Genomic DNA, 10,971 nt, shown 5'->3' on the forward strand with positions numbered 1-10,971 from the left:
GCCCCGCCCTCCACGCCCACGCCGGAGACCCCTCCCGGGCAGACGCCTCCGGCACCGCAGCAGTAGCCTTCGGCGCTCCCCTGTCGTAAGAGCCGTCCTGCAATGATGTCCACCCGCTCCTACATCCTTCCGCGCGCCTGCCGCGCGGGCTTCCTCGCCGCGGCGGCGCTGGTGCTGGCCGTCGCGGTGCCGGCCTCGGCCATGCCAGGTGCCGGGAAGACGCCCCGGGCCATCCTGGAGGCACAGCAGGACCTGCCGCCCCCCATCCAGGGTGTGGACGTGCAGGAGCATCTGGGGGAGCTGGTGCCCATGGACACCCGCTTCCTCGACGCCTCCGGGCGCGAGGTGCGCCTGGGCGACGTGGTGCCGAAGACGCGGCCCACCCTGCTGACGCTCGTCTATTACAACTGTCCCATGCTCTGTAACCTGGTGCTCAACGCCCAGGTGCAGTCCATGAAAGAGCTCGGGCTCGAGCTGGGCAAGGACTACGAAGCCGTCACCGTCAGCATCGACCCTGACGACACGCCCGCCCAGAGCCTGGAGCGGCGGCGGCGGCACCTGCAGTCCATGGGCAAGCCGGAGACGGCCCCCTGGCACTTCCTGACCGGCACGGACGCGGAAATCCGCCGGCTCGCCGACGCCCTGGGCTTCAAGTACACCTACGACGAGAGCACGAAGCAGTACGCCCACGCAGCCGTGGTGCACGTGCTCACGCCGGAGGGCAGCATCTCCCGGTATCTCTACGGGACGACGTTTCCCCCCTCGGACATGAAGCTGGCGTTGCTGGAGGCGGCCAATGGCCGCGTGGGTACCAGCTTCGATCAGATCATCCTGTCCTGCTTCAAGTATGACACCGCCACTCGGCGGTATGGCTTCTACATCTTCGGGTTCATCCGCCTGGGCGGCATAGCCGTGTTCTGCGCCCTGGCGACGATGCTGATCTACTTCTGGAGGCGCGAGCTGAAGAAAGGCGCGGCGGCATGAGCGAGCTTCTCAACAATATCCTGTTCCTCCCGGAGGCCGCGTCCACGTTCGCGGAGCGCATCGACTCGCTGCATCACTTCGTCGTGGGTACGACGATGGTGATGTCGACGGCGGTCGGTCTGGCGGCCCTGTTCTTCTTCTTCCGTTATCGCCGCCGCCTCCCGGCGCAGGCGACGGAGTACATCGTCCCCACCCTGAAGACGGAGTTCCTCTTCGTCTCCGTTCCCCTCGTGTTCTTCCTGGCCTGGTTCGGTATCGGGTTCCGGGACTTCACGTGGGTCACCACGCCGCCCAAGGACTCGATGGATGTCTACGTCATGGGCAAGCAGTGGATGTGGAAGTTCTCCTACCCGGAGGGCCCCAACGGGGTGAACGTGCTGCACGTACCGGCGAACCGCCCGGTGCGTCTGCTCATCACCTCGCGTGACGTGCTGCACTCCTTCTACGTGCCGGCCTTCCGCATCAAGATGGATGCGCTCCCGGGCCGCTACACGCAGATCTGGTTCGAGGCGACCAAGCCGGGCACGTACCAGGTGCTGTGCACCGAGTACTGCGGCCTGTCGCACTCGAAGATGCTGGCCGAGGTCGTCGTGCTCCCGCAGGAGGAGTACGAGAACTGGATCCAGGAGCAGCGCCGCGGCCGTCTGCAGGACCGTCAGGACGCGCTGGCGGACAACTCCCTTGTGCCGCCGGTGGCGCGCATGGTGGAGCAGGGCCAGGTGCTCGCGGGCACCCAGGGCTGCCTCAAGTGCCACTCGGTGGACGGCTCGCAGCACATCGGCCCGACCTTCCTGGGCATGTATGACCGCGTGGAGAAGCTCGATGATGGGCAGACCATCCGCGTGGACGAGGCCTATATCACCCAGTCGATGATGGACCCGGGCGCCCACCTGGTGGCGGGCTACCAGAACGTGATGCCGACCTACCAGGGCAAGCTGCAGGGCCCGGAGACGGCCGCCATCGTCGAGTACATCAAGTCGCTTCGCACTCCGAACGTCCGTGAGGGCGCCTCCGAGGGACCCGCCTATGACGCCATCCAGTAGCATTGCAGCCCCGGGCGCCACCCCCGCGCCCGAGGAGCATCATGACCACCACCCGAACTACCTGGTCGACGGCACCACCATCAAGTCGTGGCTGCTGACGGTTGACCACAAGCGTATCGGGCTCATGTTCCTGTTCTGGGTCCTGCTGTTCTTCCTCGTGGGCGGCATCTTCGCGCTGCTCATCCGGGTGGAGCTGCTGACGCCGGGCCCGACCATCATGGACGCGATGACGTACAACCGTACGTTCACGCTCCATGGCCTGGTCATGATCTTCCTGTTCATGATTCCGGCCATCCCCGCCGTCTTCGGCAACTTCATGTTGCCGCTGATGCTGGGTGCCAAGGACGTGGCCTTCCCCCGGCTGAACCTGCTGTCGCTCTACATCTACCTGGCCGGCGCGGTGCTCGCGCTGTGGGGCATGCTCAACGGCGGCCTGGACACGGGCTGGACGTTCTACACCCCGTACAGCGCGCACACGACGACCACGGTGGCGCCGGTGCTGTTCGGCGCGTTCATCATCGGGTTCAGCTCCATCGTCACGGGCATCAACTTCATCGTGACGTGCCACACCATGCGGGCACCGGGCATCACCTGGTTCAAGATGCCGCTGTTCGTGTGGGCCATCTACGCCACCAGTTGCATCCAGGTGCTGGCCACGCCGGTCATCGGCCTGCTGCTGGTCCTGGTGACGGTGGAGAACCTGTTCGGGTTCGGCATGTTCGACCCGGCGCGCGGCGGTGACCCGGTGCTCTTCCAGCACCTGTTCTGGTTCTACAGCCACCCGGCCGTGTACATCATGGTGCTGCCGTCCTTCGGCGTGATGAGCGAGGTCGTCGCGACCTACAGCCGCAAGAACATCTTCGGCTACCGCGCGGTGGCGTACTCCAGCTTGGGCATCGCCTTCGTGGGCTTCTTCGCGTGGGGCCACCACATGTTCGTGTCCGGCCAGTCCACCTTCGCGGGCGGCCTGTTCGGCGTGCTGACCATGATTGTGGGCGTGTTCACCGCCATCAAGGTCTTCAACTGGGTGGGCACCGTCTACAAGGGCGCGGTCGAGTTCAAGACGCCCTTCGCCTACTTCTGCGGCTTCCTGTTCTTCACCGTGTTCGGTGGCATGACAGGCATCGCGCTGGGCACGGTGTCGCTGGACGTCGCCTGGCACGACACCTACTTCGTGGTGGCGCACTTCCACTTCATCATGGTGGGCGCGACCATCATGGCCTTCCTGGCCGCCCTCCACTACTGGTTCCCGAAGATGTTCGGGCGCACGTACCACGAGGGTTGGGGTCTGGTGGCCGCGGCGCTCATCATCCTGGGCTTCAACGCCACGTTCATTCCCCAGTTCCTGCTGGGCAACAACGGCATGCCGCGGCGCTACTACGAGTACCCGGAGCGCTTCCAGTCGCTGAACGTGGCCTCCACGGCCGGCGCGACGCTGCTGGCGTTCGGGTTCATCATCATCGCGATGTACCTGACGTACGCTCTGATCTACGGCAAGGCGTCCGGCAAGAACCCGTGGCGCAGCAAGGGCTACGAGTGGCTGTCTGAGTCTCCGCCGCCGACCCACAACTTCGTGGGGCCGCAGCCGGAGTTCCCGGAAGAGCCCCACTTCTACGTGGACCCCAAGAAGGCCGAGGTGCCCGATGCAGTCTAGTTCTCACGCCGCCGGGGGCGCCGCCCTGCCCGTCCCCCGGCTCGCCGGCCACTTCGCCTCGCTCGAGGTGCAGAACCACGCCGCGCGACTGGGCATGTGGCTGTTCCTGGCGACGGAAATCCTGCTCTTCGCCGGCCTCTTCATCTGCTACGGCGTCTACCGCTTCCTCTTCCCGGAGGCGTGGGCCGCCGCCAGCCGCAGCCTGGACCTGACGCTGGGCACCATCAATACGGTGGTGCTCATCACCTCCTCGCTCACCGCGGCGCTCGCGGTGCACTACGCGAAGGAGGGGAAGAACAAGATGGTGGCGGTGCAGCTTGGCCTCACCCTGGTGATGGCCGTCGGCTTCCTCGTCATCAAGTACTTCGAGTACCACCACAAGTTTGAGATTGGCACGCTGCCGGGCCGCTTCTACTCGTACGAGGGCATCCAGCTTCCGGGCGTCCCCCTGTACTTCACGGTCTACTTCTGCGCGACGGCCCTGCACGGCATCCACGTCGTCATCGGCATGATCGTGCTGGCCTTCTCCATGGTCCGCGCGCTGAAGAAGGCCGACTTCGGGCCGAACAACTTCACCATGGTCGAGCTGGGCAGCATGTACTGGCACCTCGTCGACCTGGTGTGGATCTTCCTCTTCCCGATGCTGTACCTCGTTTGAAGGGTTCCTCCACCATGGGCATTGCCAACGAATCCCGGCAAGAAGAACAGAACATGCGCGAGGAGCACCACGGAGCGGGCCGTTACTGGCTCATCTGGGGCCTGCTGCTCGTGCTGACGGTCGTCACCGTCGTCACCGGCCGCATCCACATCCCCACCTGGGGCCTGGTGCTGGCGCTCGTCATCGCCTCCACCAAGGGCACGCTGGTGCTGCTCTACTTCATGCACCTGGCTGACCACCGCGGCGCCAACCGACTGGTATTCGCCGTCTCCATCATCTTCGTGGTGTTGCTGCTCGCCATTCCAATGGTGGACCTGGGCACCCGCTTCCGCGGCGCCACGCCTCCGGGTTCGACGTACAGCGACCTGCAGGCCATCGACATCGGCGCGGACGCCGAGGAAGGCCGCTACGGCGGCGCCATCCGCAAGGAAGGGAAGATGGGCGAGGAGTCCGGCGCGCCCAAGCAGTAAGGCGGTCGGGGCGCCCACCGCCTCACCCCACCCACACGCGGCGCCGAGGGACATCCCCGGCGCCGCGTTGCTTTTGCGGGCTACAGCATCACTTCCAAGTTCAGCGCCAGCGCGGTGTCCGTGGACACCTTGCCCGGAGGCGGCGCGCTGTCATGCTTCACCAGGAAGCTGGTGCCCAGCGACAGCTGCTTGGTGAGCCCCACGGACAGCTGCGTCTGGCTGTTGAAGAGCATGCGCGAGTCGCCGATGACGCTCACCAGCACCTCCACGTCCTCCTTGAAGGTGACGTTCTGCGCCAGGCCGTAGCGGAACACGGCGCCGAAGCGAGGGCCGCCCAGGTCGACGTCCGGCAGGTTCATCCGCGTGGGGTAGTACTGGAAGCGCGTCTCGTTGGCGTAGCGGAAGGCGGCGTCCGTGCGGAGGTAGGACTCGCGGCCCTTCTCCTTCTTCTCGTCCCACCACAGCACGCCCAGACCGCCTTCGCCGAAGGTGCGCGACTCCACGCTCTTCACGTGGTCCGTCTCCGCGCCCGCCAGCAGGTAGCCGCTGATGACGTCGGTGAAGCGCCGGTCGCCGCGCAGCTCCAGGCCCGCGTTGAACGCCACCACCTGGGACACGGACTCCTCGCCCGTCACCTCGGGCGGACGGCTGCGGCCATAGGAGCCGTAGGACTTGACGGCGTAGATCCAGTTCTCCGTCGTGCGTTGGGCGCTGGCAAGGCCGCTCACCGTCAAGGTGGAGGCGTTACCCGTCAGCGAGATGAGGCCCAGGCCGACGGTGACGTCCCACTCGCCCTGCTTCTTGTCGGTGGCGGCCGCGGCCGCGGGGGCCGGTGGCGGAACGGTGGCGGCGGTGGCGGCGGCGGCGCGCTCGGCGGCCTCGGCGGCACGGGCGCTGGCCTCGGCGGCGCGCTCAGCGGCGATGGCGGCGCGCTCGGCGGCGGCGGCGGCACGCTCCTCCACGCTGAGGGACGCGGCGGGCGCGGTTTCGGCGGCGGGAGCCGGCGGCGTGGAGGAAGCGGGCGCAGGCGTCTGCGCCTGCAGGGACGTGGCAATCAAGAAGGCAGCGGAAAGCATCGGGTCTCCAGGTCAACGACGCCGGCAAGAAGCATGAGTCCGGGTGTGGAAGTCCTGTGTTCCCCCCGATGCCGACGCAGCTCCCTTCCTGCTTCAAAGGCCCGCCGCGCTTCAATGGCTTAATGGTCGAATTCGGACACGCCCGCCGCCGCCGCACCGGGTGGGTCCGTTCCCACCGCCTTCCAGGCAGCTGTTGAAGGAAAAAGGCCCATGCCCCTGCGCCCCGCTCCGCTCGTGCTGCTCTGCGCCCTGCTCGTCCCCGCCGTGGCCTCCGCCCAGCGTGTCACCGTCCCGGTGGACGTGGGGGTGGGGCCCGCGGCCTTCGCCTTCTTCGGCCCCGCGTTCGACGACCAGCCCATCCACACCGGGCTGAAACTCTCCGTGGAGGCGGTGCTGGACAAGGAGTGGCTGAAGAAGAACCAGCGTCGCGTGCCCCAGCGCTACCGCAAGTACGCCAAGAGCCTGGATGAGGTCCGCATCTCCCCGTCCATCCTCATCCCGGACACGCTCATCATCTCCCCCAAGCTGCGCGATACCGGCATGTACGGCGCCACCTGGAAGCCACTGTCGCTGGGGGTGCCGCTGACGTCCAGCCCGGCACGGCTGTCGCTCGGCGCGGGGCTGGTGCTGACGTACGTCTACATGCACTCGGACACGCTGCCCAACACGCACTTCCTGCGGCCCGGCGCGGAGGTGGGCATCGACCTGGAGCTCCAGCTCTCCAAGCGCTTCCTGCTGGGCGTGGGCTGGGAGTCCGCGTTCTACGTCCCGCAGGAGTTGGGAGGCCTGGGCCTGCCCGAGCGCCTGCGCGAGGGCATCTTCCACGTGGGACAGGCCTACCTTCAGCTCCACTTCCGGTTCCCCTACACCGTCCGCCTGTAAGGCGGAAGGCAGGCAGGCCTCACGGGCCCTCCAGGGCTGCTGCGAAGCGCCGCGCGCGCGACTACCCTGCCCGCCATGCATCTGGTTGTCGCCAACGAAGCACAGAAGGCCGAAAGAGACCGCCACACCTACACCGCCTGGGGGTCGCCCCTCACCGTCGAGCAGTTCCTCGAGCGGGAGCAGCGGCTGCGCGCCCATCCCTGGAGCCGGGACACCATGCGCACCTGGCTGCTGTGCGATGACGCCGGCCGCGTGCTCACCTCGTGCGAGACGTTCCGCACGCCCAGCTACCTGCGCGGCCCCGCCTGTCAGACGACGCGCGGCGACAGCTTCGTCATCGCCAGCGTCTACACCGAGCCGGCCCTGCGCGGACACGGCCATGCCACGCGGCTGATGGACCAGGTGGCCGCGGAGCTGGAGCGCACGGAGCCGGACGCCCAGGCCGCCGTGCTCTACTCCGACGTGGGCGCCCGCATCTACCGGCGCTCCGGCTACCAGGAGGTCCCCGCCTGGGACTGGCACCTGCCGGTGAGCAACGGGCCCGCGATGCACAAGGTGGACGCGCTGCTGGAAGACGCGGACGTGCCCTCGGCGCTCGAGCGGATGCGGCGGCCGGAGGTGCCCTTCTACCTGTGGCCGGACGCCCCGCAGGTGGACTGGCACCTGGAGCGCGAGCGCATCTACGCGGAGCTGCTGCGCCGCCCCCGGCCCCGGGCCTGCGGCGCGGTGGTGGGCGCCTCCACGGCGCTGTGGGCGATGGTGGCCCGCCAGGGAGAGCTGGTGGTGCTGATGCTGGACGCGCGCTCCGAGGATGACGCCGCCGCGCTGCTGGAGGCCGCGGGGGCCCAGGCCCACAAGGCCGGACTGTCCAAGGTGGTGCTGTGGGAGGAGCCGGGCACCATGCCGTGGGTGGCCCGGCTTCCCGAGGCCAGCCGCGAAGCCCGGGATGGCTCGCTGCCCATGGTGCGGCCCCTGCGCGAGGGACTGCCCACCGCCGCGGACATCCCTTTCGCTCGCGCGCTGTGGGCGTGAGCGTGCGGCTAGGATGCGCGCATGGCCCGCAGAACCCGCATCATCGAGGGCACGTGGAACTGCACCTCGTGTGACACGCAGTCGATTCGCGCCCGGCACAAGCGCTGCCCTCATTGCAACAACCCGCGCGAGCTGACGGGCAAGGAGTCGGAGTTCGACTTCGGCGGCGTGGACGCGGCCAGCGGGAAGTCGCTGCGCGAGGGCGTCACCGACGCGGCGGCGTTGGAGCTGGCCAAGGCGGGAGAGGACTGGTTCTGCGCCTTCTGCGGCGCGGCCACGCGGGGGGACACGACGCGCTGCAAGCACTGCGGCGCCGAGCGCACCGACGACGCGAGGGCGGCTCCACGCCAGGCGTTCGACGAGCCCCTACCGCCCCCCCCGCCGCAGTCACGTCCCGCGAAGGGCAAGGCGCCGATGCTCCTGGCGCTGGGCTCGCTGTTCCTCTGCTGCCTCGGCTCCAGTGTCTTCGGCCTGTGGGCAGGCCAGGCGCATGAGTTTCCCGGCGAGGTGACGGGCACGGCCTGGAAGCGCACCGTGATTCAGGAGCGCTTCACCCAGGTGACGAAGCGGGGCTGGCGCAACGAGCTGCGCTCCGTCACGCCCCGCATGCCCGTCAACGGCATCGGCGAGGTGGCGGGCGTGGCCGACATCCGCGACTGCGTGTCCGTCCAGCGAGGCACCCGCCGCGTCCCCGACGGCACGGAGCGGGTGTGCCGGACGAAGTCGCGCAAGGTGGCCTGCGGCACGGAGGAGAAGTGCCGCCGCAAGGACATGGGCAACGGCTTCATGGAGGAGGTGTGTGAGGACGTGACGAAGTACTGCCGCGAGTCCTATGAGGACTGCCAGAACGAGACGCGCTACCGCCAGGAGCCCGTGTATGCGGACCAGTGCACCTACGACACCCATGAGTGGAAGCCGCTGACGCGCAGGGAGGCGTCCGGCACCGACGATGCGCCGCGCTGGCCCGAGCTGGCCGTGGGCGCCGCGGACCGGCTGCGCCGCGAGGAGACGTACACAGTGCGGCTGCGCTACGAGGATGACGGCGCCCATGAGCACGTGCTGGAGCCGGAGGACGAACGGATGTTCCTCGTCTGGAAGAAGGGCCAGGGCGCGCGCCTCACCGTGACGAACCTGGGCACGGTGGAGAAGGTCGTGCCCCGATGAGCGCCCCCCACTCCAAGCCCGTGGAGTGCACGCGCTGCGGCGCCTGCTGCGTGGCGCCGGACATCGCCGCGCTGGACAAGCCGCTGGGCCTGCGCTGCCCACACCTGCAAGAGGACAACCTCTGCGGAGTCTACGAGGAGCGGCCCGCCATCTGCCGCGACTACCAGGCGGATGAAGTCTGCACCCTCATCGAGGCCCCCACGCTGGAGGAGCGCGTGGAGAAGTACCTGGGCCTCTTCGGGCTCCAGGCGGAGGCCCGCGCCTTGCGCGAGCAGGGCTGTGCGTCCATGCGCATGGCCCGGCGCCTGGCCACCCTGCGCCGCCCTGACGGCGCCAAGGACTAGGCGACTGGTGGCAAGAGCGCTTGTCGTCCCCGCGCACGGGCGTTATCCCCCGGTCGTGCGATTCCAGCCCACCCAGCCCTTCGTGCCCGCGCCCGGCCTGGCCAACGAGCATGCGCAGACCATCTACGCCTCGCTCGTGCGCCCCACCCGCACGCCCGCGCTGCGACGCGAGCGCATGGAGTTGCCAGACGGCGACTTCGTCGACCTGGACACCTTCGACGGCGCGGCGGGCGCGCCGCATGTCGTGGCGCTGCACGGCCTGGAGGGCTCGTCCCGCGCGGGCTACGTCACCGCCATCCTGCGCGGTGCGCGGACGCGCGGATGGGGCGCCACCGCGCTCAACTTCCGCTCATGCAGCGGCGAGCCCAACCGGCTGGCGCGCTCGTACCACTCGGGCGACATCGACGACGCGCTCCGGGTGCTGAACGAGACGCGCGCCCGCGTCACCGGCCCGCTTTTCGCGGTGGGCTTCTCCCTAGGCGCCAACGTGCTGTGCCGGCTGCTGGAGACGCTGGGCGACGACGCGCCCGTGGAGGCCGCCGCGTCCGTCAGCGCGCCGTATGACTTGAGCGCCTGCTGTCGCAAGCTCGACGCGGGAGGCCCCTTCCACCGGCTGTACCGCGAGCGCTTCCTGCGGACGCTGAAGCAGAAGGCCCGCGAAAAGCTGCGCCACTTTCCGGGAGCCTTCGACGGCCGGGCCATGGAGGCGGCGCGCACCATCCGCGCCTTCGACGACGCGGTCACCTCCAAGCTGCACGGCTTCCGCGACGCCGCCCACTACTACGCGGAATCCTCCGCCGGCCCACGGCTGCACGCCATCCGCCGGCCCACGCTGCTGCTGAGCGCCGCGGACGACCCCATGCTGGAGGCCCCCGTCATCCCGCCCGCCGCCGCCGCGAATCCCCACCTGAGCGTCGTGGTGACGGAGCACGGTGGACACGTCGGTTTCGTTGGCGGCCAGGTGCACCGGCCCCACTTCTGGGCGGAGGCGCAGGCGCTGGCCTTCTTCGACACGGTGCTGTCCCAGCCGCGCGCGGACTGAGGCGGCGGCCTCGGCTCAGCCAAAGGACAACAGGATGCCGAGCTTCGCGGTGGGCTCGATGTTGCTCAGGCTCCAGCCGTGGAAGTTCGCGGGCTCCAGCGCGTCGCGGAACTGCTCGTCCACGCCGACGATGCCCGGGCTGTAAAACCGCATGATGCTGAAGCCGCCGCGCACGAAGAAGGTCAGCCGCTTCGGGGCCTGCCATTCGAAGCCCAGCAGGGCGCTCGCGTAGGAGTAGCCCACGCGCTCCAACGAGTGGATGGGCATCTGCGTGCGGTCCACGATGCGCCGCTCCAGGCCTTCACCATTCGCGGGCCGCGCATGGCCGGCCTCCAGCGTCAGCGCGGGCGTCAGGCGGCCCTTCAAGGGCAGCAGCGTGAGCCCCACGCGCGCTCCGGGACGGACACCGTTGTGCGTGCCGCCCACATGGAGCCGGAGCATTCGCGTGGGCCGGAAGGAGAGTGACAGGCCCGCGCCCTCAGGTGCGCTGGCGTCCAGCATCAATCCGAAGGGAGCCAACCGCTCCGGGTCCTGGGTCCGCCGCTGGAGCCCCGAAGCTGGCGCTGCCTGCGCCGTCAGCAGCACCCCTACCGCCGCCAGCGCGGATAGCCCCCCCATGCCC

General features: G+C 68.8%; 12 protein-coding genes. 10 read left to right on the forward strand and 2 right to left on the reverse strand.

Going from position 1 to position 10,971, the window contains the following annotated elements; all coding sequences use genetic code 11:
• Positions 1–102 precede the first annotated feature (102 nt).
• The 5 genes from HNV26_RS35270 to HNV26_RS35290 are packed head-to-tail and all read left to right on the forward strand — an operon-like array spanning position 103 to position 4,809.
• On the forward strand, positions 103–984 hold the full coding sequence (locus HNV26_RS35270) for an SCO family protein (protein ID WP_171445272.1): 882 nt from the start codon (positions 103–105) through the stop codon (positions 982–984).
• Positions 981–2,027, forward strand: coding sequence for a cytochrome c oxidase subunit II (gene coxB / locus HNV26_RS35275; RefSeq protein ID WP_171445273.1), 1,047 nt, complete (start codon positions 981–983; stop codon positions 2,025–2,027). Before HNV26_RS35270 ends, coxB begins: the two co-directional genes overlap by 4 nt.
• Positions 2,011–3,681, forward strand: a complete 1,671-nt coding sequence (gene ctaD, locus HNV26_RS35280; RefSeq protein WP_171445274.1) for a cytochrome c oxidase subunit I — start codon at positions 2,011–2,013, stop codon at positions 3,679–3,681. The genes coxB and ctaD overlap by 17 nt, the downstream gene beginning before the upstream one ends.
• Positions 3,671–4,339 carry a cytochrome c oxidase subunit 3 family protein gene (locus tag HNV26_RS35285; protein WP_171445275.1) on the forward strand — a complete coding sequence of 223 codons (669 nt, stop codon included), beginning with the start codon at positions 3,671–3,673 and terminating at the stop codon, positions 4,337–4,339. Before ctaD ends, HNV26_RS35285 begins: the two co-directional genes overlap by 11 nt.
• Before the next feature lie 14 nt (positions 4,340–4,353).
• Positions 4,354–4,809 carry a cytochrome C oxidase subunit IV family protein gene (locus HNV26_RS35290; protein ID WP_171445276.1) on the forward strand — a complete coding sequence of 152 codons (456 nt, stop codon included), beginning with the start codon at positions 4,354–4,356 and terminating at the stop codon, positions 4,807–4,809.
• 80 nt (positions 4,810–4,889) lie between these two features.
• Here HNV26_RS35290 and HNV26_RS35295 read toward each other — a convergent pair whose 3' ends face one another.
• Positions 4,890–5,885, reverse strand: a complete 996-nt coding sequence (locus tag HNV26_RS35295) for a DUF481 domain-containing protein (protein WP_171445277.1) — start codon at positions 5,883–5,885, stop codon at positions 4,890–4,892.
• Positions 5,886–6,095: 210 nt separating this feature from the next.
• Here HNV26_RS35295 and HNV26_RS35300 point away from each other — a divergent pair, with 210 nt between their 5' ends.
• The 5 genes from HNV26_RS35300 (at position 6,096) to HNV26_RS35320 (ending at position 10,349) form a co-directional block, all read left to right on the forward strand.
• Positions 6,096–6,767, forward strand: coding sequence for a hypothetical protein (locus HNV26_RS35300; RefSeq protein WP_171445278.1), 672 nt, complete (start codon positions 6,096–6,098; stop codon positions 6,765–6,767).
• A 75-nt stretch (positions 6,768–6,842) separates the two neighbouring features.
• A complete protein-coding gene (locus tag HNV26_RS35305) occupies positions 6,843–7,799 on the forward strand; it encodes a GNAT family N-acetyltransferase (protein ID WP_171445279.1) in 957 nt (318 codons plus the stop codon).
• Positions 7,800–7,820: 21 nt separating this feature from the next.
• Positions 7,821–8,963 carry a hypothetical protein gene (locus tag HNV26_RS35310; protein WP_171445280.1) on the forward strand — a complete coding sequence of 381 codons (1,143 nt, stop codon included), beginning with the start codon at positions 7,821–7,823 and terminating at the stop codon, positions 8,961–8,963.
• A complete protein-coding gene (locus HNV26_RS35315; protein WP_171445281.1) occupies positions 8,960–9,307 on the forward strand; it encodes a YkgJ family cysteine cluster protein in 348 nt (115 codons plus the stop codon). The genes HNV26_RS35310 and HNV26_RS35315 overlap by 4 nt, the downstream gene beginning before the upstream one ends.
• A gap of 55 nt (positions 9,308–9,362) precedes the next feature.
• The gene (locus HNV26_RS35320; protein WP_171445282.1) at positions 9,363–10,349 is read left to right on the forward strand and encodes a hydrolase; all 987 of its coding nucleotides are present in this window, start codon (positions 9,363–9,365) and stop codon (positions 10,347–10,349) included.
• Between the two features lie 15 nt (positions 10,350–10,364).
• Here HNV26_RS35320 and HNV26_RS35325 read toward each other — a convergent pair.
• Positions 10,365–10,971: hypothetical protein (locus HNV26_RS35325; RefSeq protein ID WP_253817349.1), on the reverse strand; the 607-nt coding region annotated here is incomplete at its 5' end.

The sequence above is a fragment of the Myxococcus xanthus genome (genome assembly GCF_013116825.1).
Taxonomy (GTDB): Bacteria; Myxococcota; Myxococcia; order Myxococcales; family Myxococcaceae; genus Myxococcus; species Myxococcus xanthus_B.

Excerpts from the sequence above, each read along its gene's own strand:
- HNV26_RS35270 (WP_171445272.1), top strand. The coding sequence starts at position 103 with ATGATGTCCACCCGCTCCTACATCCTTCCGCGCGCCTGCCGCGCGGGC.
- coxB (WP_171445273.1), top strand. The coding sequence starts at position 981 with ATGAGCGAGCTTCTCAACAATATCCTGTTCCTCCCGGAGGCCGCGTCC.
- ctaD (WP_171445274.1), top strand. The coding sequence starts at position 2,011 with ATGACGCCATCCAGTAGCATTGCAGCCCCGGGCGCCACCCCCGCGCCC.
- HNV26_RS35285 (WP_171445275.1), top strand. The coding sequence starts at position 3,671 with ATGCAGTCTAGTTCTCACGCCGCCGGGGGCGCCGCCCTGCCCGTCCCC.
- HNV26_RS35290 (WP_171445276.1), top strand. The coding sequence starts at position 4,354 with ATGGGCATTGCCAACGAATCCCGGCAAGAAGAACAGAACATGCGCGAG.
- HNV26_RS35295 (WP_171445277.1), bottom strand. The coding sequence starts at position 5,885 with ATGCTTTCCGCTGCCTTCTTGATTGCCACGTCCCTGCAGGCGCAGACG.
- HNV26_RS35300 (WP_171445278.1), top strand. The coding sequence starts at position 6,096 with ATGCCCCTGCGCCCCGCTCCGCTCGTGCTGCTCTGCGCCCTGCTCGTC.
- HNV26_RS35305 (WP_171445279.1), top strand. The coding sequence starts at position 6,843 with ATGCATCTGGTTGTCGCCAACGAAGCACAGAAGGCCGAAAGAGACCGC.
- HNV26_RS35310 (WP_171445280.1), top strand. The coding sequence starts at position 7,821 with ATGGCCCGCAGAACCCGCATCATCGAGGGCACGTGGAACTGCACCTCG.
- HNV26_RS35315 (WP_171445281.1), top strand. The coding sequence starts at position 8,960 with ATGAGCGCCCCCCACTCCAAGCCCGTGGAGTGCACGCGCTGCGGCGCC.